The organism is Phenylobacterium sp., from assembly GCF_965284355.1.
Classification (GTDB): Bacteria; Pseudomonadota; Alphaproteobacteria; order Caulobacterales; family Caulobacteraceae; genus Phenylobacterium.
Genome location: NZ_OZ260078.1, coordinates 2571516 through 2590596 on the forward strand (window position 1 = coordinate 2571516; position 19081 = coordinate 2590596).

Genomic DNA, 19081 nt, shown 5'->3' on the forward strand with positions numbered 1-19081 from the left:
CCTTGTGGAGCATCGCCGAACACTGGGGACATCTGCGTCCCGCCCCGTTGCGCGCCCCGGGCGACGCAAGGCATCAGAGGGCATGGCGCGTGAAATCGTTCTCGACACCGAGACCACGGGGTTCGATCCCCTGACCGGCGACCGGCTGGTCGAACTGGCGGCGCTGGAGATCGAGAGCTTCGTGCCCACCGGGCGCAGCTTCCACGTCTACATCGACCCGCTGCGCGACATGCCGGCCGAGGCCGAGAAGGTGCACGGGCTGTCGTCGGCGTTCCTGCGGGGCAAGCCGCGGTTCGACAGCGCCGAGGTGGTGGACGCGTTCCTGGAGTTCGTCGGCGATGCGCCGATCATCGCGCACAACGCCGCCTTCGACCGCGCCTTCGTGAACTGGGAGCTGGCCAACTGCGGGCGCGCCGAAATCCATGAAGCGCAATGGATCGACACCCTGGCCCTGGCCAAGAACCGCTTCCCGGGCATGCACAACTCGCTGGACGCCCTGTGCAAGCGCTTCAAGATCTCGCTGAGCGAGCGCGAGAAGCACGGGGCGCTGATCGACGCCAAGCTGCTGGCGGCGGTCTATCTCGAACTGAAGGGCGGCCGCGAGCGGCGCCTCGAGCTGTCTGCCGAGACCACCTCGACCTCGGTGTCGATGACGGTGCGGGTGGACTATGGCCCGCGGCCGCGGGCGCTGGCGCCGCGCTCAACCGAGGCCGAACGCGCGCGGCATGCCGCCTTCATCCGCGACAAGGTGAAGGGCGAGGCCCTCTGGGCCCCCTTCGGGCTGGAAGGCCTGATCGAGGCGGAAGAGAAGGCGGCTTAGCTTCCCTCCCTTGATGGGGAGGGACAGGCCGCGGAAGCGGCCAGGGTGAGGAGGCGTCGATCCTCACCGACTTCCCAAACCTGGCCCTACACTCCCTCACCCTGATCGCCTTCGGCGATCTGTCCCTCCCCATCAAGGGAGGGAAGATTTTAGGCGTGGCCGACCTGGGGCTCCTGGGCCTTGCGGGCCGCGTAGACGCCGGCGAAGTCGATGGGATCCAGCAGGAACGGCGGGAAGCCGCCTTCCGCCGTGACCTCGGCGATGATCCGTCGGGCGAACGGGAACAAGTAGCGCGGGCACTCGATCAGCAGCACCGGCTCCATCTCTTCGGGCGGCACGCCGCCGATGGCGAAGACGCCGCCGTACAGCAACTCGACGTGGAACAGCGGGCCGTCCGGGCGCGCGGCGCGGGCCGACAGCTTCAGGTCCACCTCGAACAGGCCGTCTTCGCGGCCGCGGGCGTTCATCTCGACGTTCAGGTCGATCTGCGGCTGGTCCTGGCTGGGACGCAGGGCGTCGGGGGCCCGCGGGTTCTCCATAGAAAGGTCGCGGATGAACTGGGCGAGGATGCGGATGCCGGGTTCGCCGCCCTGGGCCGGAGGCGCGCCCGCGCCAGCGTCGATTTCGCTCATGATGTCTCGGAAATCTCTTCGTTCGGACGCGGAGATCGCGTGCTTTCGGGGCGAGCGGCTAACATGGCGCCCCAATCGATGCAACGCCGCCCCTGACGGCGGCGTTCGTGCGGACTATATAGGATCATCTGGCGTATAAGGTTCAGAAGCGCCGCCATACCGAAAGCCCGCCGTTGCAAGTCCTTCAGCTGATCATCTTCGCAGGCCTCGCCGCCATCGTGCTCTACCAGCTCTATTCCGTGCTGGGACGGCGCAAGGGTTTGCAGCCTGAGGATCGCCAGACCGTCGAGGCGCTGGAGCGCCGCGCGCCCGCGCCCGTGCCCGGCGGCGATATGGTCGACGACGGCGTCGAACTGACCGGCCTGGCCGCCGTGCGGGCGAAGGATCCGACGTTCGACGTCAGCCGGTTCCTGTCCGGCGCCAAGAGCGCCTACGAGATGATCGTCAAGGCGTTCGCTGAGGGCGACCGCGAGACGCTGAAGAACCTGCTCGCGCCCCAGGTCCTGGCCAGCTTCGAGGCGGCGATCGACGCCCGCGAGGCCCAGGGCCGGACCGAGGCGGTGGAATTCTACCAGAGCCCGCGCGCCGACCTGGAGCGCGCCGACGTTCGCGATGGCGATCTGGCGCAGGTGACCGTGCGCTTCCTGGCCGAATTCCGCAGCCGCACCAAGGGTCCCGAGGGCGAGGGCGTCGACGATCGCCGCACCGCCGAACTGTGGACCTTCGAGCGCCGGCTGAAGAGCCGCGACCCGAACTGGCTGCTCGTCAACGTCGACGCCGCCGAGGCGTAACCGGGCATGCGACGGGGCGTCCTGGCGGCGATCCTCGCCGCGCTCAGTCTTGCGGCCTGCGCCACGCCCTCGGAACACGGCCCGACGCCGCCGGGCTTTCCAGCTCCCGCGCCGGCGCCGGCGCAGCCCCTCCCGCAGCCACAGCCGCCCGAGCCGCCGCGCCGCATCGAGCTGTCGCAGCTGCCCGGCTGGACGGCGGACGACCATGACGCCGCCTTCGAGGCCTGGCGTTCGACCTGCCACGCGAGCCGCGACCGGGCGTTGGCCGAGCTTTGCGCACGGGCTCGATCGGCGGGGCCGATCTCCCGAGGCGATGGCCGTACGTTCCTGGAGCGGGCGTTCCAGGCCGAACGGGTCGGCGGCGGCGAGGGGGTGCTCACCGCCTATTTCGCGCCGGTCTACGAGGCGCGGCGCACGCCCACCTCGGAATTCAGCGCCCCCGTCCGGCCCCGGCCCGCCGACCTGAAGGTCATCGACCCGGCGACGGTCGTGCAGGTGCTGCCCGATGGCAGCGAGGTCCCCTACCCCGACCGGCTGGCCATCGAGACCAGTTCGAACGCCGGCGCCCTGGCCTGGATGCGACCTGAAGAACTGTTCTTCCTGCAGGTGCAGGGCTCAGGCGTGCTGGTGCTGGAAGACGGCGCGCGGGTGAAGGCGCTGTATGCGGCGCACAACGGCCGCCCGTTCGTGGGGATCGCCAACCCCATGCGCGACCGGGGCCTGCTGGCGCGCGACAACACCTCGGGCGATGCGATCCGCAACTGGCTGGCGGCCCATCGCGGCTACGAGGCCGACGAGATCATGCGGCTCAACCCCCGCTACGCCTTCTTCCGCCTGGCGCCCGACGACGGGAAGCCGCCCGTGGGCGCGGCCAACATCCCCCTGCCCCGGGGCCGGGCGGTGGCGGTGGACCCAGGCTTCCACGCCATGGGCGAGCTGCTCTGGATCGATGGCGAAGCGCCGCTACTGGCGGGCGCCTTCCCCACCTACCGCCGGCTGGTGACGGCGCTGGACACAGGGGGCGCGATCAAGGGCGACGTGCGCGCCGACCTCTACCTGGGCGAAGGCGCCGCCGCCGGCGCCGAGGCCGGGCGGGTACGGCATACGCTGAAGATGTGGCGGCTCGTTCCGCGGTCATGAAGCGGCCCCTGAAGCCCGACGAGCAGCGGCTGTGGTCGATGGTGGCGGCCACGGTGCATCCCCTGCCCAGCCGGTTCGCGCCGAAGACGCCGCGGCCGCAGACCCTGGACGCCGCGGCCCGCATCGAGCCCAGCCGCGCTCAGGAGGCCAAGCAGCGCCTGCGCGAGGCGCTGGAGGGCATAGAGCCCAACCGCCGCCACCGTATCGTCAAGGAGCGCGAGGAGATCGGCGCGCGGATCGACCTGCATGGCCTGACGCAGGATCGGGCCAAGGCGGCGCTGGACGGCTTCCTGCAACGCGCCTTCGACGACGGCTGGCGCGCGGTGCTGGTGATCACCGGCAAGGGCGTGCAGGGCGACGGCGTGCTGAGGAAGCGCGTGCCCGAGTGGCTGGGCGAGGCGCACCTGACCCACATCGTGGCCGGCATCTCCGAGGCCGCGCGACATCATGGTGGCGCGGGAGCGCTCTACGTCGCGCTGAAACGTAAGGCGCGAAACTAGAGGCGCGCTAGTTCGGCAGCGCGAACGCCACCAGTTGATCCCCTCGCTTCGTGCCGCTCTTGGCGTGCCCCCCGGCCGCGATGACCACGTACTGGCGGCCCTTCCAGACATAGGTCATGGGCGTGGCCTGCCCCCCGGCCGGCAGACGGCCCTTCCAGAGCTCCTGGCCCGAGGCGGCGTCGAAGGCGCGCAGGAAGTTGTCCATGGCCGCCCCGATGAAGACGAGGCCGCCGCCGGTGGCGATCGGGCCGCCGAAGTTGGGGGTGCCGACGTTCTTGATGAAGAGGTGCGTGCCCGGCGCCAGGTCGCGGCTCGTCCCCAGGGTGACGCGCCACAGGATGCGGCCGTCCTTCAGGCTGACGGCGGCCAGCGTGCCCCACGGCGGCGGGTTGCAGGGCAGGCCAAGGGGCGAACGCACCAGGTCGCGGCGCATGCCGAAGGCCGCGCCCTCCTGCGGGCTGATCTCGGAGTCGGGGTTGGCCTTGTCGAGCGCGGCGACCTGGTCCTTGGGGATCAGGGTGATGTGGTGCAGCGCCGAGCTGGTGTTGACGTAGGCGACGCCGGCCCTGGCGTCATAGGCGATGCCGCCCCAGTTCGAGCCGCCGCCGGTGAACGGGTACATGATCGTGCCGCCGCCGGTCATGGGCGGAGTGTAGAGCCCCTCGGCCCGCGCGCCGGCCAGCTTCTTCCGGCAGGCGGCGCGATCCCAGGGCGTCAGGCCAAACGCGTCGTCGGGCCTGATCCTGTTCGGGGTCAGCGCTTCGGGCGCGACCGGGAACGGCTGAGTGGGCGACAACTGCTCGCCCAGGGCGCCGCCCTGGGGCACCGGGCGCTCCTCCACCGGGATGATCGGCTGTCCGGTCTCGCGGTCGAGGGTGAACAGGAGGCCCTGCTTGGTGGTCTGGATCACCGCCGGGCGCGCCGGGCCGCCCTTGTAGCTGACCATCCCCAGGGTGGGCTGGGCCGGGATGTCATAGTCCCAGACGTCGTGGTGCGTGGTCTGGAAGGCCCAGGCCACCTCGCCGGTCGCGGCCTTCACGGCGACGACCGAGTTGGCGTGGCCGGCGTTGCCGGGGCGCGCCGCGCCGTAGAAGTCGGGGCTGGGGCTGGAGGTGGGCAGGAAGACCAGGCCACGCGCCACGTCCACCGACATCGGCGCCCAGACGTTGGCGGCGCCCGCCGCGATAGCCGGTTTGGCCGCGGCCAGCGGGTCGTAGGCCCAGCGCAGCTGCCCGGTGACGGCGTCGAAGGCGTGGACCGCACCCGACGTCTCGTGGACCCGCTGGTTGTCATCGATGGACGAGCCGGTGATCACCACGCCGTCCACCACGACCGGCGCCGAGGTGATCTGGGCGCCGGCCGGGCGGGCCAGCTTGGCGCCCGGCATGGCGTCCACCTGGCCGTCCCGGCCGAAGCCGGCGCAGGTCTTGCCGGTGGCCGCATCCAGGGCGATCAGGCGCCGGTCATTGGTGGCCATGAAAACCCGCTCGGCGCAGGGAGCGCCCGCGGGCGCGGCGGGATCGCGCCAGTAGGCGACGCCGCGGCAGACGAACGAATTCGGATAGTGCAGCGTGTCGTCGATCCGGGCGTCGTAGCGCCACAGGCGCTTGCCGGTCTCGGGATCGTGGGCGCTGACCTCGTTGAAGGGCGTGCAGACCATCAGCCGGCCGCCGGCCAGGATCGGCGTAGCCTCGAACGCGGCGCGATCGCTGGCGTCGGGATGTCGGGCAAGCTCGCCGGTGGAGTAGGTCCAGGCGACCTTGAGGCCCCGGACGTTGGCCGGCGTGATCTGGGCGGCGGGCGAGAACCGCTGGCCGCCGGCGTCACCGCCGTAGTGGGCCCAGTCCACGTCGGGCGCGGGGGCGGCCTTGGGAACAGGCTGGGCGCAGGCGGCCAATGCGAGGGCCGAGGCGGCGACGAGGAACAGGCGCTGGGTCATGGCCTGCATCATCCACCGGTCCTGCCGCTGAGAAAGTCCGGCTGGTGCGGGCGGCGGACTGGCTGGGACGAGCGGTGAAGGCGCCGGGTCAGCGCCCGGGATGCGCGGTGGGCCTGCGGGACGAGCGGGGATCAGCCCCGCGCCGCCTTCTCCGCCAGGCCCGAGGTTCCTTCGCGGGCTTCCAGGCGTTCGGCCACTTCCTCGAGGCTGACGCCGGCCGCGGCGATCAGGACCAGCCAGTGGTAGATTAGGTCGGCGCTTTCGGCGGTCAGCGCGTCGCGGTCGCCCTGCGCGGCGGCGATGACGGTCTCGACCGCCTCCTCGCCCATCTTCTTGGCGGCGCGGTCCATGTCGCCCAGCAGCTGGGCGGTGTAGGACTTCGAGGTGTCGCCGCCCCGGCGGCTCTCGATGGTGGCGGCCAGGCGATCGATCACGTTGGCGAAGCGGGTCATGCGGCCTTCTCCGTGAGGCGCACCGGAACGCCGGCGGCGGCCATCGCGGCCTTGGCCTCGCCGATCGAGACCTCGCCGAAGTGGAAGATGCTGGCCGCCAGCACCGCGTCGGCCCCGGCCTTCACGCCGTCGACAAGATGCTGGGTATTGCCCGCGCCGCCCGAGGCGATCACCGGCACCGACACCGCCGAGCTCACGCGCCGCACCAGCTCCAGGTCGTAGCCGGTCTTGGCGCCGTCGCGGTCCATCGAGGTGAGCATGATCTCGCCCGCGCCCTTGGCGACGACCTCGACCGCATAGTCGATGGCGTCGAGGCCCGTGGGGTTGCGCCCCCCGTGGGTGAAGACTTCCCAGCGGCCATCGCTGGTCCGCTTGGCGTCGACGGACACGACCACGGCCTGGGAGCCGAAGGCGTCGGCGCAGCGGCTGACCACGTCGCGGTCGGTCACGGCGGCGGTCATGATCGAGATCTTGTCGGCCCCGGCCAGCAGCAGGCGGCGGCCGTCCTCGACGCTGCGGATCCCGCCGCCCACGCTGAGCGGCATGAAGCAGACGTCGGCGGTGCGGGCCACGACGTCGAGGATGATGCCGCGGTTCTCGTGGCTGGCGGTGATGTCGAGGAACATCAGCTCGTCGGCGCCGGCCGCGTCGTAGGCCTGGGCCTGTTCGACGGGGTCGCCGGCGTCCACCAGGTTCACGAACTGCACGCCCTTCACCACCCGGCCGTCCTTGACGTCCAGGCAGGGGATCAGGCGCACCTTCAAACTCACGCCGCGATCTCCAGGGCCTGGGCCGGGTTGATCGCGCCGTTGTAGAGCGCGCGGCCCAGGACGGCGCCGGCCACCGGCACCCCCTTGCGGGCCTTCAGCTTGATGATGTCGTCCACGCTGGCGAGGCCGCCGGCGGCGATGACCGGGATCGAGACGGCGTCGGCCATGGCGCCGAACGCCTCGACGTTGAAGCCCATGACGGTGCCGTCGCGGTCGATGTCGGTGACGATCAGGGCCGCCACACCGGCGTCCTCGAAGCGCTTCGCGACCGTGATGGCGTCCAGGTCGGAGTCGGCGGTCCAGCCCTCGACGGCGACCTTGCCGGCGCGGACGTCGACGCTGACGGCGATCTGCTCGGGCCACTTGCGGGCGGCGTCGAGCACGACCTTGGGCTCCTTCACCGCCACGGTGCCCAGGATCACGCGGCTGACGCCCGCCTCGATCCAGCGCTCGATGTCGGCCAGGGTGCGGATGCCGCCGCCCAGCTGCACGGGCACCGAGACGGTGGACAGGATCTTCTCGACGGCCGCGCCGTTCACGGCCTTGCCCTGGGTCGCGCCGTTCAGGTCGACCACGTGGATCCAGTGGAAGCCGGCGTCGACGAACGATCGGGCCTGGGCGCCGGGATCGGTGTTGAAGACCGTGGCGGTGGAGAGATCGCCGTGCAGGACGCGCACGCACTGGCCGTCCTTCAGGTCGATCGCCGGGTAGAGGATCACGGGCGCCACTCCAGGAAGTCGGCGAGGAGCCGTAGGCCTGCCGCTTGAGATTTTTCGGGGTGGAACTGCACCCCGGCGAGGTTGTCGCGAGCGACGGCTGCCGGGAAACGGCCGCCGTGGTCCACATAGGCCGCCACGTGCGCGGAGTCTTCCGGGAACATGGCGAAGGAATGGGTGAAATAGACGGGCGCGCCGCCCTTCAGGCCGGCCAGGATCGGGAGGTCTGTGACGTCCTCCAGGCTGTTCCAGCCCATGTGCGGCACCTTCAGCGAAGGGTCGGCGGGCTCGATCCGGCGCACGTCGGCCTCGATCCAGCCGAGGCCCGGGGTGACGCCGAACTCCAGGCCGCGGGTCGCCATCAGCTGCATGCCGACGCAGATGCCCAGGAACGGTACGCCGCGGCCGCCGACCGCCTCGTTCATGGCCTCGATCACGCCCGTCCTCTCGCTGAGGGCGGCCATGCAGGCGGCGAACGCGCCCACGCCGGGCAGGACGACGGCGTCGGCGGCGCGGATGGTCTCGGGATCGTTGGTGACCACGATGGCGGCGGTCCCGCCCGCGGCGCGGACGAGAGCCTTTTCGGCCGAGCGGAGGTTGCCCGACCCGTAGTCGATCAGGGCGACGCTCTTCATCAGGAGGGTTCCTAGAGCACGCCCTTGGTGGAGGGGGCGTGGCCGTGGGTCTTGGGGTCGAGTTCGACGGCCTGGCGCAAGGCTCGCGCCAGCGCCTTGAAACCGCTCTCGGCGATGTGGTGGCTGTTCGTCCCGCGCAGCAGGTCCAGGTGCACGCAGGCGCCCAGGTTCATCGCGAACGCGTGGTGGAATTCCTTGAACAGCTCGGTGTCCATGTCGCCGACCTTGGGCGTCTTGAAGTCGACGTTCCAGATCAGATAGGGCCGGTTCGACAGGTCGATCGCGCAGCGCGACAGGGTCTCGTCCATCGGGATGTAGGCGTGGCCGAAGCGGCGGATGCCCTTGAATCCGTCCAGCGCCTCCTTGATGGCCTGGCCCAGCACGATCCCGGTGTCTTCCACCGTGTGGTGCATGTCGATGTGCAGGTCGCCCTTGGTCTCGACGTCGATGTCGATGCCGCCGTGGCGGGCGAAGCTGTCGAGCATGTGGTCGAAGAAGCCGATCCCGGTGGTCACCTTGGACACGCCGGTTCCATCCAGGTCCACGGCGACGCGGATCTGGGTCTCCTTGGTGTTGCGGACGACTTCGGCCTTCCGGCTCATCGCGTCAGTACCCCTTCGACTCGGCCAGTTCCTTCAGCGACACCGCCGGACGCGGGCCGTAGTGCGAGATCACCTCGGCCGCCGCCAGGCTGGCCAGCTTGCCGCACTGCTGCAGCGGCCGCCCCCGGGAAAGGCCGAACATGAAACCGGCTGCGTATTGGTCGCCCGCGCCGGTCGTGTCCACGACTTTCTCGACCGGTTCGGCGGCCACGGTCAGGCGCTCGCCCTGGGACAGGATCACCGATCCCTTGTCGCTCCGGGTGACCGCGGCCAGGTCGCAGCGCGTGCGCAGCGCCTCGCAGGCGTCGTCGAAGCTGTCGGTCTCGAACAGCGCCAGGATCTCGCTCTCGTTGGCGAACAGCAGGTCGACCTGGCTTTCGATGAAGCCCAGGAGGCCGCCGCGGTGGCGTTCCACCACGAAGCTGTCCGACAGGGTCAGCGCGATCTTCCGGCCGGAACCGTGGGCCAGGGCCGCCGCCTTGGCGAAGGCGCGGCGGGCGGCCTCGGCGTCGAACAGATAGCCTTCGAGGTAGACGATCTTCGAGGCCTCGACGGTCGCGGCGTCGACATCGCTGTCGGTGAACTCCACCGAGGCGCCCAGGAAGGTGCACATGGTGCGCTGGGCGTCGGGGGTGACGTTGATCATCGACACCGCCGTGGCCGGGCCGCCGACCAGCGGCGCATTGTCGAACGTGGCGCCGATCGCGCGCATGTCCTTGGCGAAGGTGCGGCCCAGCTGATCGTCGGCCACCTTGCCCATGAAGGCGCCCTTGCCGCCGAAGCTGGCGAGGCCCGCGATGGTGTTCGCCGCCGAACCGCCCGAGGCTTCCACCGCCTGCTGCATCTTGGAGTACAGCGCGGCGCTGGCCTGGGGATCGACCAGCATCATGGCGCCCTTGGTCAGCCCGTTCTCGGACAGGAAGGCGTCGGTGCAGGGGGCGATCACGTCGACGATGGCGTTGCCGATCGCGGCGACGTCGTAGAGGTCTGGCATTGCTGGTGGAATTCCGTTCGGCTTGGAGGGCGGGGCTTACAGGGAAAGCGGTTGCGGCGCTAGGTGCGGACGCCGTTCCGGCGGCGGTTGGATGGGATGCTGCAGCCCGTATCAAGGCGTCCGGGTTTCGGCCTAGTCTCCGGGCAGAGACCCTGGGGAGGATGTATCAGCATGGCGCTTCTGACCCGCCGCGCGTTCGCGGCGTTTGCGGCCTGCGCTTGTCTGCCGGGGGTCGCCCTGGCGCAGGCGCCCGAGGGCGCGGGAAGGTTCGTCTGCCCGCCCTGCGGCTGCGGCAATGACGGCAAGGTGTTCGACAAGCCCGGCGTCTGCCCCGACCCGGCCTGCGGCATGGCTTTGGTCGCCGCGCCGGCCGAGCCCGCCCCAAAACCACCCAGCCCCTGAGCGGGAAGGTCAGGTCGCGCCTGCGGCGTCCGGGACTTCAGGCGGCCTCCTGGGCGAGGCCGGCCTCAAGGACGTCGAGGAGTTCCGCCACCTGGATCGGCTTGCCCACGACGCCGTCCATACCGGCGGCGAGGTAGGCGTCGGTCTCATGGCTCATCACGCTGGCGGTCACCGCGACGATCGGCGTCCTCGGCCGGCCGCGCTGGCCTTCCAGCGCCCGGATCTGCCGGGCGGCCTCCAGACCGTCGGTTCCTGGCATGTGGACGTCCATGAGAATGGCGTCCCACGGTTCCCTCGCCCACGCCGCCACCGCCTCGGCGCCGTCCGCGGCGCTGTCCGAGGCGATGTCGAGCTGGCGGAGCATCGACTGCAGCACCAGGCGGTTCGTGGCGTTGTCGTCGACCACGAGGATGCGCAGCTGTCCGGCCCCGTGCGGCGCGGCCTGGCGTTCGGGCGTCTCGGCGATCGCCGCCGTGGGCGGCATCGGCAGGCGCAGATCGAAGCGCGACCCGACACCGACGGCCGAGGTCAGCGCGATCTCTCCGCCCAGCAGGACCGCCAGTTCGCGGCAGATCGCCAGCCCCAGACCTGATCCGCCGGCCAGCCGGGTCATGGACCCATCGACCTGGACGAAGGGTTCGAAGACTTCCCCGCACATGTCCTCGGGGATCCCCACGCCGGTGTCCCAGATGCTGCAGCGCAGGTCATCCCCCGCCAGCACGATGTCGAGGCCCACCTCGCCCTGGATCGTGAACTTGATGGCGTTGGCGACCAGGTTCGACACGATCTGGCGCAGCTTCACCGCGTCGCCCAGCCGCGTGCTCGGGCCGTCGGCGGAGAAGGTCAGCTTGAAACCCAGCCCCTTCTCGCGCGCCAGCGGCGCGTAGATGCGCTCGATGCCCGAGGCGAACTCGCGGGCGTCGAACGGCTCGACGTAGGTCTCCATCCGCCCGGACTCGATCTTCGAGATGTCGAGAACGTCGTTGATGATGTCGAGCAGCGAGCCTGCCGAGGACTGGATCAGGCCCAGCCGTTCGCGCTGCGCCCGGGACAGGGGATGATGGTCCATCACCTGGGCCATGCCGATCACCCCGTTGAGGGGCGTGCGGATCTCATGGCTGATCGTGGCGAGGAACTCGGACTTCGCGCGACTGGCCGACTGCGCCTTGGTCGCCATCTCGCTGAGCTGCTCGGTGCGCGCCTGCACCCGCGCCTCAAGCTCGCGATTGGCCTCCTCGACCTCGTCCGTCCGGACCTGCAGCGCGGCCGCGAGTTCGGCGTTCTCGAGACCGAGCGTGATCGTGCTGACCAACAAGCGATGGCTCGAGGTGTGGGCGATGATCATCACGACCCAGAAGATCAGCCCGAGCGCGCCCAGCACGGGCTCGGCGCCGCCGTCCAGGAGCAGGATCAGGCTCGCGGGCACCAGCATGAGGGTGATGTAGGCCCGACCCGCCCACAGTCGCGGCGAGAGCACGCCGACGGCGCCTCCGGTCAGGGCCGACAGGATGACCAGGATCGTGAACTTCTGGGTCAGCGCCTCGATCGGCAACCGGATGCAGGCCAGCGCGGTCCAGAGGCCCGCCGTCAGGATCAGCAGAACGATGGGCGCGATTTCATGGCGGCGCAGGACCTGGAACGACTGGGTCGGATCGTCGAGGATCCGGCGCGAGCCGACGTGCAGAAGCACGCGAATGAACAGCGCGCCGAGGCCCAGCAGAAACCATCCCCCGTACCACTCGGGGTCGGTGCGGCTGCCCGCGATGGCGATGCCCACGGAGGCCGCGAACTGGGTGGCGAGGTTGGGCAGCGCGTGGCGACCGGCCGCGCGGATGATCGCGGCGCGGATCGGTTCGGGGTAGGCGGCGCGAAGGCGCATCGGGTCTCGACCAGTTCCAGATCCGGCCGCCGAAATCCGGCCGCGCGGTTCGAAGAACAGGGCTATGTCGACAGGGCTAAGCTTTTCTTAAATCTGGGAATTCTCGAGGCGCGGAGTCACCCAAAACGGGGAGCGCGCGCGTCGTCAGCCGCCCCAGCCGCGGCTGCCGCCCGAGCTGCGGGCCGACATGCGACCGCCGAAGCCGCCGCGCGAGATGACCGAGCTGCGGGTGCGGACCTTCTGCGGGGCGTTATAGACGTCCGGAGCGTCGAAGCCGCGGCTGCCGACGCGCGTGCGGCCGCTGGAATAGTCGGTCCAGACCCGTCCGCCGCTCGAGGTGTAGAAGCCGCCGTCGCGCCAGTCGCGGTACATGCCCCGGCCGCCCCAGCCGCCGTCCAGCATCTGGCCGACGATGAAGCCGGTGACCAGCGGGCCCCAGAACGAGCCGCCGCCGTTCGCCTGGCTGCGCGGCACGCACTGGCCTGGCCCGTAGACCTCTTCGCAGGTGGCCTGCTGGTCGTACTTCGGGCCCTTGGCCTCATCTTCCTTGGCGGCGGCGTCCGCCTTCACGCAGGCGTCGTCCGGGACCTCGTTCTTGTCCTTGCATTCCTGCAGGGACGCGTACGCCCAGGCGTCCACCGACTTGCCGGGATTTTCGATGCTGACGTTGTCGGCCGGCCCGTCGCCGCAGGCCGTCAGCGACACGCCGCCGGCGGCCATCAGGGTGGTAAGCGTCAGTCTGCGCGTGCGTTTCATCGCGTGAGCCCTCAGGCCGTCATGCAGGCGGCGTTCAGGATGCCCACCGCCAGCGAGATGAAGAGCAGATACAGCGCCGTCGACATCTCGCCGCGCTCGATGCGGGCCGAGACATCGGGCAGCGCGATGCGGCGCACCGCGACGAAGGTGACGATCTGGATCACCCCGGCCAGGAGCGCCCAGGCCACGAACTCGGGCAGCGAATGGGTCTGGGTCAGGGCCGAGGCCAGCGGGATCACATAGCCCAGCAGGGCGCCGCCCAGGGTCACCGCGGCCGCCATGTTCCCGCCCCGGATCAGCGCGCCTTCGTCGTGCGGCGTGACCCACCGATAGATCGCCTTGAAGATCAGCGCGAAGCCGCCCGCGGCCAGGAAGGCGAGCGCGAAGCTGAGCGCGCCGGATCCGAACGCGTAAGGATCGAAGACAATCATCGCAGCCCCTTCAGTTCCGTAGCATCGCTCGCACGGCCGATGCTCTAGGCCTCAAACTCGCCGACATCCAGCGGGATGCCGATCATGATCTCGTGGGTCAGATCGCCGCCCTGCGGCTCCATCTCGATGGCCAGCAGCAGTTCACTACCCTCGCCCGGCAGGTCGCGCGAGAACAGCATGCAGGTCTGATAGATTCGCCGGGCGTTGCGGCCGGAACGGTCGTCGTAGACGTTCTCCCAGAAGCTGACCGGCTCCTGTCGGGCATCGGTGTCCCCGAACCAGAAGCGGCGATAGACGTCCAACCCCTCCTGGGTGAACGCGGGGGAGCGCAGGCGATCGGCCCAATCGCGGCGGGCGTGGCTGTCCGGGGGATACGCCGACGACCAGGGCCGGAAGAGCGTGAAGTCCTCGGCCTCGAAACCTTGCGGATCGGGTGACACCATCTGCAGCATCACGTCATCTTCGGTGTAGAATCGGTGGACCCAGCCGTCGACGCCCAGGTCGACGGAGCCCTGGGCCACGATCTCGAGGGTGTCGGTGTCCATCTTGAACAGCGCGTCAGACCCCAGCCGTCGCCAGGCCAGCGGGTCGAGCCTCACGGTTCGCCCGATCGTGACGTTGCGCACCACCGGAATCGCCGGTTCGGCGTCCTGTTGTTTGCCGCCGCCAAACAGTTTGCGGAAGACCACGTCGTCAGCCCTTGTTATGCCCCAAGCATAGACCCATCTTGCGAAGTGTCAAACATACGCGTATGCATACCATGAATGCGACGGACGCCGGATAGCATGAGCCTGAGCCCCGCAGAACGGACTCGCCTGTGGCGCGCCGAGCGGCAACGGCTCGGCCTCGTGAAGCTCGAACTCTGGGTGCCTCCGGGCGCCAAGGCCGACATCCAGGCCGCCGCACGAGCCATTATCACAGCGTCGAGCCGCGGACCGGCGCTGCTGAGAAACCCAGACCCTCCGCAGGGATCATTCCAGATGGACCATGTCATCGACACCGACTGGTCGGTGAAGAGTCTAGCCGGCGCGCTGACCGAGACCCGGCTACTGCGCGACGGGGAACTCACCGCGCGCGTGCTGGAGGGTTCGGAGCCCGTCCTGCAGATCACCATGCACGAGTTCGGCGATCTGCCGATCTACCTGTCGGTGGGCGCCGAGCAAATCGTCGTGAGCGCCCTCATGTGGCCCGTCGACGAGCAGAAGGACCAGGCCGCCTTCAACGTCTTCCTGCTGAAGGCGCAGAAGCTGGTGCCGCTGTCGAATTTCGGCATCACCACGGTGGCCGGGCGCGACTACTACGAGATCTTCGGCGAACTCGCGTGCAAGACCACCCTGCAGACCGTGATCATCGAGCTGCGCATGCTGGCTGAGAACGCCATCCGCGCCGCCGATGAGCTGCGGGAAACCTTCGCGTCGGCCGCCTGAGAGAGCCCGCATGTCCATCTTCACCAAGCTGATCACCCTCTTCCGCGGCACGGCGCATGAAGCCGGCGCCGCGGTGGTCGACGCCAACGCGCTGCGCATCCTGGACCAGGAAATCCGCGACGCGGACAACGCCCTGGGCCGCGCCCGCGACGACCTGGCGACCCTGGTCGCCAAGCGGCGCATGCTCGAGAAGGAGCTGCAGAACCTGAAGGACCAGTCGGTCCGCTACGAGGGTTCGGCCCGCGCCGCGCTCAGCAAGGGCGATGAGACCCTGGCGCTGGAAGTCGCCACCCGGATTTCCGAGCTGGAGTCCGAGATCGACCTGAAGACGCCCCAGCTGGCCGACATGCGCAGCGCCGAGGAGCGCATGCACCAGACCATCGCCACGACCCAGCAGCGCGTCGAGAACCTGCGCCGCGAGATCGACGTGGTGAAGGTCAACGACAGCGTCCAGAAGGCCCAGGCCGCGGTAGCGTCTCAGGGCGCGGGCGCCGCCTCGCGCCTGGGCTCGGCCGCCGACAGCCTCAAGCGCATCAAGGAGCGCCAGGCGATCGCGGACGAGAAGTTCAAGGCGGCCGGCGAACTGGAAGACCGCCGCACCGGCGCCGACCTCGACGCCAAGCTGAAGGCCGCGGGCATCCTGCCGGGGCACTCGTCGGCCAGCGACGTGCTGGCCCGCCTCAAGGCGCCGAAGGAAGAGCCCCTGCAACTGGAGGCCCCCCGCCTGCAGATCGAGGCCCAGCCCGTGCCGGCAGACCGCAAGGACGAGGCTTAGGCCCTACTCTCTCCCGCGCGCCGCTTGCGGCGCGACGAGAGGGAGAGGGTGGGGAGAGGGCGGCGCCGCGCGGCGAGTATCACCAGCGGTTGCCCGAGAGGGCGCAGCGTCGAAGCCGCGGCCCGCCTCACACACCCCCTGCCGAGCCGCCTTCTCCCTACCCTCTCCCTCTCCGCTTCGCGGGGGGAGAGGAAGCGCAGGAGCGCACCATGAAACGCATCCAAACCGCTGAACGCCCCGGCTGGGACGAGAAGGCCGAGGCGCTGGGCTTCACCTGGCGCCATCTCGACGGCGCCCGGTACTGGGACGAGCGGGCCTACTACCAATTCACGCTCTCCGAGGTCGACGACGGCATCGAAGAGCCGGCGCGCGAGCTGCACCAGATGTGCCTGTCGCTGGTGGACGAGGTGGTCCGCAGCGAGGAGCTGATGGGCAAGCTGGCGATCCCGCCGGACTCGCGGGACGACGTCGCCGACAGCTGGGCGATGAAGCAGCCGTCGCTCTATGGCCGCTTCGACTTCGCCTACGACGGCGAGGGTCCGGCCAAGCTGTTCGAATACAACGCCGATACGCCCACCAGCATCTACGAGACCGGCACGTTCCAGTGGGTGTGGCTGGAGGACATGATCGCCTCGGGCGCCCTGCCGCCGGAGGCCGACCAGTTCAACAGCCTGCACGAGAAGCTCGAGCGACGGTTCAAGGCGATCTTCCCGGGCGGCGGCTTCGTGCACTTCACCAGCGATCCGGACTCGGTCGAGGATCGCCAGACGGTGAAGTACCTCGAGGACATCGCCACCCAGGCAGGGCTCGAGCCCAAGTTCGTCCCCATCGAGAGCATCGGGCTCGACGCCGACGGCCGCTTCGTCGACGAGGACAACTACATCGTCCAGGCGATCTTCAAGCTGTACCCGTGGGAAGAGATGTTCCGCGAGGACTATGCCGGCAAGATCGCGGGGTCCCGCACCCAGTTCCTGGAGCCGGCCTGGAAGGCGATCCTGTCGAACAAGGGCCTCCTGCCCCTGCTGTGGGAGCGCCACGCAGGACACCCCAACCTGCTGCCCGCCTTCTTCGAAGACGATCCGCGGGTCGCCGAGCTGGGCAATTCGTATGTGCGGAAGCCGCTGTTCAGCCGCGAAGGCGCGAATATCGAACTGGTCGACGAGGGCCGCCGCGCGGCGGTGCTGGACCAGGGCTATGGCGAGGAAGGCCACATCCGCCAGGCGCTGCACACGATCACGGCCTTCGACGGCAACTACCCGGTGATCGGCGCATGGATCGTAGGCGACGAACCGGCCGGCGTCGGCATCCGCGAGGACCGAAGCCGCGTGACGAAGAACCTGTCGCGGTTCATCCCCCACGTGATCCTGGGCTGATTTCAGCGTGGTCCGCGCGCGACCGCCGGCTCATCCAGAAAGCCCCGCCGCCGCCAATGGCCCAGCCGGGCGATGATCGGCGACGTGCGGGGTATGGCCCGCACGGGCGGCGCCGTCGGCATCCTAAAGGACCGCGAACAGGGCGAGGGTCGCCGGGACGATGAAGATCACGGTCACGGCCAGGCCCAGGATCGCGTCATGCAGACGGGTGGGGGCGGCGCTGTCGCAGCGGGGATTCAGGCAATCGGTCGTCATCGCTGTGCTCCTGCGGAGGGGAGGTTTCGGATGACCGGAATAAAGGCCGAACGGTGGTCGGCGACAAAGGAGAAGTCGGGCGTTCAGTTGATCTGAAGTCACTCGAAACGCTGCAGGCCGTCGGCGTCGGCCTGGGCGATGAGCCAGTTGCGGAACTTGCGGATGTCGGGTCGATCCGCCTTTTCGGGTAGGGTCAGGATCCACTGACTGAACGGGCTGAGCAGCTCGACGTCGAAGGGCTTCACCAGCCGCCCCGTGGCCAGTTCGTCCAGCACCAGCGCGCGCTCGCCCAGCGCCACGCCCCGCCCGGCAATGGCCGCCTCGATAGCCAGGTAGACGTTCGAGAACTGCTGGCCGCCGCGCCAGTCCACCTCGGGCGCCCCGGCCAGCGCCAGCCAGTCGCCCCAGTGCGGCTCGCCCTGGGCCAGGTAGACATCGGCCAGCAGTTGGGCGTTCGCCAGGTCGTGCGGCGAATCCAGCCGGGTCTGCTCCAGGAGGCGGGGGCTGCACACCGGGAACATGAAGAGCGACACCAGCTTGCGGGCGTGGAAGCCGGGAAAGGGGCCCCGGCCAAAGCGGATCGCGACGTCATAGCGTTCGCGCACGAGATCGACGGCCTGATCCGACGCCGAAACCAGGACCTGGATGTCGGGATGGCGCTCGTTGAACAGGTGCAGACGCGGCACCAGCCAGCGGGCGGCGAACGAATGCATGGCGGTGACGGCCAGGACACCCGGCCGTTCCGCCCGCACATCGGCCACCGCCTCCTCCAGCCGGCTGAGACCCTGACGCACCCCGGTGGCCAGTCGCCGCCCCGTGTCGGTCAGGCGGACGGCACGGTTGAAACGCTCGAACAGCCGTACGGCCAGCTCGGTCTCCAGCGCCTTGATCTGGCGGCTGACGGCGCCGGGGGTGATCGCCAGTTCTTCCGCAGCCTGCAGGAAGCTCTCGTGCCGCGCCGCCGCCTCGAACACCCGCAGCGCGGTGAGCGGGAGACGGCTCATGTCACGAACAGGTGCTTCGACGGGCAGAGGTCGGCGACCGGGCACCGTTCGCACCTGGGGCGCCGGGCGACGCAGACGTAGCGGCCGTGCAGGATCAGCCAGTGATGCGCGCGGGTGAGGGCCGGCTCGGGGACGATGGCCATCAACTCGGCCTCGACCTTGTCGGGCGTCTTGCCGGTGGAGAGGCCCAGGCGGTGGCTGACGCGGAAGACGTGGGTGTCGACGGCGATGGCGGGCTCGATGCGCAGCTCGTTCAGCACCACCGAGGCGGTCTTGCGGCCGACGCCGGGCAGGGCCTGGAGCTGTTCGCGGACCAGGGGCACCTCGCCGCCATGGCTTTCAATCAGGATCTCGGCCATCCGGATCACGTTCTTGGCCTTCATGTTGTAGAGGCCGATCGAGCTGATGAAGGATTTCAGGCCATCCTCGCCCAGCGCCAGCATCTTGTGCGGCGTGTCGGCGACGGCGAAGAGCCTGGCGGTCGCCTTGTTGACCGAGACGTCGGTGGCCTGGGCCGACAGCGCCACGGCGACGACCAGTTCATAGGGGCTGGCGTAGTCCAGCTCGGTGCGCGGGTCGCTCTCCTGGCTCTCGAACCGCTCGAACAGCTCGGCGATCCGCGCGGCCTCCGCCGGCTTGAGTTTCTTGCGGGGGGCGGGTTTTGCCATGCGGGGAACATGCTGTGCGTCTGGGCGCGGGTTCAAGCGCCGTGCGGCGGTAGCGCCCCCTCCACCACTTCGTGGTCCCCCTCCCCCATTGGCAGGGGGAGGAATTCAAGCGGAACGGTC

At 69.7% G+C, this 19081-nt stretch carries 23 protein-coding genes; 8 read left to right on the top strand and 15 right to left on the bottom strand.

The features are described from left to right. Positions 1-82 precede the first annotated feature (82 nt). Positions 83-820, top strand: a complete 738-nt coding sequence (gene dnaQ, locus ACQ66R_RS12445; RefSeq protein ID WP_430422393.1) for a DNA polymerase III subunit epsilon — start codon at positions 83-85, stop codon at positions 818-820. A gap of 149 nt (positions 821-969) precedes the next feature. Here dnaQ and secB read toward each other — a convergent pair whose 3' ends face one another. Further along, positions 970-1452, bottom strand: coding sequence for a protein-export chaperone SecB (secB, locus tag ACQ66R_RS12450; protein ID WP_293360995.1), 483 nt, complete (start codon positions 1450-1452; stop codon positions 970-972). Between the two features lie 173 nt (positions 1453-1625). Here secB and timA point away from each other — a divergent pair, with 173 nt between their 5' ends. Genes timA through ACQ66R_RS12465 form a run of 3 tightly spaced genes read left to right on the top strand, consistent with a single transcriptional unit; the run spans position 1626 to position 3883 of the window. Then, the gene (timA, locus tag ACQ66R_RS12455; protein ID WP_430422395.1) at positions 1626-2243 is read left to right on the top strand and encodes a TIM44-related membrane protein TimA; all 618 of its coding nucleotides are present in this window, start codon (positions 1626-1628) and stop codon (positions 2241-2243) included. A gap of 6 nt (positions 2244-2249) precedes the next feature. Further along, positions 2250-3383, top strand: coding sequence for an MltA domain-containing protein (locus ACQ66R_RS12460; RefSeq protein ID WP_430422397.1), 1134 nt, complete (start codon positions 2250-2252; stop codon positions 3381-3383). Further along, entirely contained in the window at positions 3380-3883 is a 504-nt protein-coding gene (locus ACQ66R_RS12465; RefSeq protein ID WP_430422398.1) for a Smr/MutS family protein, read from the top strand. Before ACQ66R_RS12460 ends, ACQ66R_RS12465 begins: the two co-directional genes overlap by 4 nt. A 7-nt stretch (positions 3884-3890) precedes the next feature. Here ACQ66R_RS12465 and ACQ66R_RS12470 read toward each other — a convergent pair whose 3' ends face one another. The 7 genes from ACQ66R_RS12470 to ACQ66R_RS12500 all read right to left on the bottom strand — a co-directional run bounded on the left by ACQ66R_RS12470 (position 3891) and on the right by ACQ66R_RS12500 (position 9991). After that, entirely contained in the window at positions 3891-5834 is a 1944-nt protein-coding gene (locus ACQ66R_RS12470) for a pyrroloquinoline quinone-dependent dehydrogenase (RefSeq protein ID WP_430422400.1), read from the bottom strand. Between the two features lie 119 nt (positions 5835-5953). After that, positions 5954-6274 (bottom strand): phosphoribosyl-ATP diphosphatase, encoded by a 321-nt coding sequence (locus tag ACQ66R_RS12475; RefSeq protein WP_293361005.1) that lies wholly within the window; start codon positions 6272-6274, stop codon positions 5954-5956. Then, a complete protein-coding gene (gene hisF / locus ACQ66R_RS12480; protein ID WP_430422402.1) occupies positions 6271-7044 on the bottom strand; it encodes an imidazole glycerol phosphate synthase subunit HisF in 774 nt (257 codons plus the stop codon). Before hisF ends, ACQ66R_RS12475 begins: the two co-directional genes overlap by 4 nt. After that, a complete protein-coding gene (gene hisA / locus ACQ66R_RS12485; protein ID WP_430422404.1) occupies positions 7041-7763 on the bottom strand; it encodes a 1-(5-phosphoribosyl)-5-[(5-phosphoribosylamino)methylideneamino]imidazole-4-carboxamide isomerase in 723 nt (240 codons plus the stop codon). Before hisA ends, hisF begins: the two co-directional genes overlap by 4 nt. Then, a complete protein-coding gene (gene hisH, locus ACQ66R_RS12490; RefSeq protein WP_430422406.1) occupies positions 7760-8395 on the bottom strand; it encodes an imidazole glycerol phosphate synthase subunit HisH in 636 nt (211 codons plus the stop codon). Before hisH ends, hisA begins: the two co-directional genes overlap by 4 nt. 11 nt (positions 8396-8406) lie before the next feature. Further along, entirely contained in the window at positions 8407-8997 is a 591-nt protein-coding gene (gene hisB / locus ACQ66R_RS12495) for an imidazoleglycerol-phosphate dehydratase HisB (protein WP_430422408.1), read from the bottom strand. Between the two features lie 4 nt (positions 8998-9001). Beyond that, positions 9002-9991 (bottom strand): adenosine kinase, encoded by a 990-nt coding sequence (locus ACQ66R_RS12500; RefSeq protein WP_430422409.1) that lies wholly within the window; start codon positions 9989-9991, stop codon positions 9002-9004. 171 nt (positions 9992-10162) lie between these two features. Here ACQ66R_RS12500 and ACQ66R_RS12505 point away from each other — a divergent pair, with 171 nt between their 5' ends. Next, positions 10163-10393 carry a hypothetical protein gene (locus ACQ66R_RS12505; protein WP_430422411.1) on the top strand — a complete coding sequence of 77 codons (231 nt, stop codon included), beginning with the start codon at positions 10163-10165 and terminating at the stop codon, positions 10391-10393. 37 nt (positions 10394-10430) lie between these two features. Here ACQ66R_RS12505 and ACQ66R_RS12510 read toward each other — a convergent pair whose 3' ends face one another. From ACQ66R_RS12510 to ACQ66R_RS12525, 4 genes are all read right to left on the bottom strand, one after another. Beyond that, on the bottom strand, positions 10431-12272 hold the full coding sequence (locus tag ACQ66R_RS12510) for an ATP-binding protein (RefSeq protein WP_430422413.1): 1842 nt from the start codon (positions 12270-12272) through the stop codon (positions 10431-10433). Positions 12273-12416: 144 nt separating this feature from the next. After that, positions 12417-13028, bottom strand: coding sequence for a DUF1190 domain-containing protein (locus tag ACQ66R_RS12515; RefSeq protein WP_430422414.1), 612 nt, complete (start codon positions 13026-13028; stop codon positions 12417-12419). 11 nt (positions 13029-13039) lie between these two features. After that, complete coding sequence (locus ACQ66R_RS12520) at positions 13040-13459, bottom strand: DUF350 domain-containing protein (RefSeq protein WP_430422416.1); 420 nt, start codon at positions 13457-13459, stop codon at positions 13040-13042. 44 nt (positions 13460-13503) lie between these two features. Next, on the bottom strand, positions 13504-14148 hold the full coding sequence (locus ACQ66R_RS12525) for a DUF2491 family protein (RefSeq protein ID WP_430422418.1): 645 nt from the start codon (positions 14146-14148) through the stop codon (positions 13504-13506). A 96-nt stretch (positions 14149-14244) separates the two neighbouring features. Between ACQ66R_RS12525 and ACQ66R_RS12530 the strand changes: the two genes are divergently transcribed. The 3 genes from ACQ66R_RS12530 to ACQ66R_RS12540 all read left to right on the top strand — a co-directional run bounded on the left by ACQ66R_RS12530 (position 14245) and on the right by ACQ66R_RS12540 (position 17034). Continuing rightward, complete coding sequence (locus ACQ66R_RS12530; RefSeq protein WP_430422419.1) at positions 14245-14886, top strand: YjfI family protein; 642 nt, start codon at positions 14245-14247, stop codon at positions 14884-14886. A gap of 10 nt (positions 14887-14896) precedes the next feature. Further along, positions 14897-15661, top strand: coding sequence for a PspA/IM30 family protein (locus tag ACQ66R_RS12535; protein WP_430422421.1), 765 nt, complete (start codon positions 14897-14899; stop codon positions 15659-15661). Between the two features lie 209 nt (positions 15662-15870). Then, complete coding sequence (locus ACQ66R_RS12540; protein ID WP_430422423.1) at positions 15871-17034, top strand: glutathionylspermidine synthase family protein; 1164 nt, start codon at positions 15871-15873, stop codon at positions 17032-17034. A 123-nt stretch (positions 17035-17157) separates the two neighbouring features. Here the strand turns inward: ACQ66R_RS12540 and ACQ66R_RS12545 are convergent, their stop codons facing one another. The 3 genes from ACQ66R_RS12545 to nth form a co-directional block, all read right to left on the bottom strand. After that, positions 17158-17289: a hypothetical protein gene (locus ACQ66R_RS12545; protein ID WP_430422425.1), complete on the bottom strand. Its 132-nt coding sequence runs from the start codon at positions 17287-17289 to the stop codon at positions 17158-17160. Positions 17290-17387: 98 nt separating this feature from the next. Next, complete coding sequence (gcvA, locus tag ACQ66R_RS12550) at positions 17388-18293, bottom strand: transcriptional regulator GcvA (protein ID WP_430422427.1); 906 nt, start codon at positions 18291-18293, stop codon at positions 17388-17390. Beyond that, positions 18290-18961, bottom strand: a complete 672-nt coding sequence (gene nth / locus ACQ66R_RS12555; RefSeq protein WP_430422429.1) for an endonuclease III — start codon at positions 18959-18961, stop codon at positions 18290-18292. The genes gcvA and nth overlap by 4 nt, the downstream gene beginning before the upstream one ends. Positions 18962-19081: the final 120 nt, after the last annotated feature.

What these genes read in the sequence shown, in the direction of transcription:
- dnaQ (WP_430422393.1), top strand. Translation starts at nt 83, where the DNA reads ATGGCGCGTGAAATCGTTCTCGACACCGAGACCACGGGGTTCGATCCC.
- secB (WP_293360995.1), bottom strand. Translation starts at nt 1,452, where the DNA reads ATGAGCGAAATCGACGCTGGCGCGGGCGCGCCTCCGGCCCAGGGCGGC.
- ACQ66R_RS12460 (WP_430422397.1), top strand. Translation starts at nt 2,250, where the DNA reads ATGCGACGGGGCGTCCTGGCGGCGATCCTCGCCGCGCTCAGTCTTGCG.
- ACQ66R_RS12465 (WP_430422398.1), top strand. Translation starts at nt 3,380, where the DNA reads ATGAAGCGGCCCCTGAAGCCCGACGAGCAGCGGCTGTGGTCGATGGTG.
- ACQ66R_RS12470 (WP_430422400.1), bottom strand. Translation starts at nt 5,834, where the DNA reads ATGATGCAGGCCATGACCCAGCGCCTGTTCCTCGTCGCCGCCTCGGCC.
- ACQ66R_RS12475 (WP_293361005.1), bottom strand. Translation starts at nt 6,274, where the DNA reads ATGACCCGCTTCGCCAACGTGATCGATCGCCTGGCCGCCACCATCGAG.
- hisH (WP_430422406.1), bottom strand. Translation starts at nt 8,395, where the DNA reads ATGAAGAGCGTCGCCCTGATCGACTACGGGTCGGGCAACCTCCGCTCG.
- hisB (WP_430422408.1), bottom strand. Translation starts at nt 8,997, where the DNA reads ATGAGCCGGAAGGCCGAAGTCGTCCGCAACACCAAGGAGACCCAGATC.
- ACQ66R_RS12500 (WP_430422409.1), bottom strand. Translation starts at nt 9,991, where the DNA reads ATGCCAGACCTCTACGACGTCGCCGCGATCGGCAACGCCATCGTCGAC.
- ACQ66R_RS12505 (WP_430422411.1), top strand. Translation starts at nt 10,163, where the DNA reads ATGGCGCTTCTGACCCGCCGCGCGTTCGCGGCGTTTGCGGCCTGCGCT.
- ACQ66R_RS12510 (WP_430422413.1), bottom strand. Translation starts at nt 12,272, where the DNA reads ATGCGCCTTCGCGCCGCCTACCCCGAACCGATCCGCGCCGCGATCATC.
- ACQ66R_RS12515 (WP_430422414.1), bottom strand. Translation starts at nt 13,028, where the DNA reads ATGAAACGCACGCGCAGACTGACGCTTACCACCCTGATGGCCGCCGGC.
- ACQ66R_RS12520 (WP_430422416.1), bottom strand. Translation starts at nt 13,459, where the DNA reads ATGATTGTCTTCGATCCTTACGCGTTCGGATCCGGCGCGCTCAGCTTC.
- ACQ66R_RS12530 (WP_430422419.1), top strand. Translation starts at nt 14,245, where the DNA reads ATGAGCCTGAGCCCCGCAGAACGGACTCGCCTGTGGCGCGCCGAGCGG.
- ACQ66R_RS12535 (WP_430422421.1), top strand. Translation starts at nt 14,897, where the DNA reads ATGTCCATCTTCACCAAGCTGATCACCCTCTTCCGCGGCACGGCGCAT.
- ACQ66R_RS12540 (WP_430422423.1), top strand. Translation starts at nt 15,871, where the DNA reads ATGAAACGCATCCAAACCGCTGAACGCCCCGGCTGGGACGAGAAGGCC.
- ACQ66R_RS12545 (WP_430422425.1), bottom strand. Translation starts at nt 17,289, where the DNA reads ATGACGACCGATTGCCTGAATCCCCGCTGCGACAGCGCCGCCCCCACC.
- gcvA (WP_430422427.1), bottom strand. Translation starts at nt 18,293, where the DNA reads ATGAGCCGTCTCCCGCTCACCGCGCTGCGGGTGTTCGAGGCGGCGGCG.
- nth (WP_430422429.1), bottom strand. Translation starts at nt 18,961, where the DNA reads ATGGCAAAACCCGCCCCCCGCAAGAAACTCAAGCCGGCGGAGGCCGCG.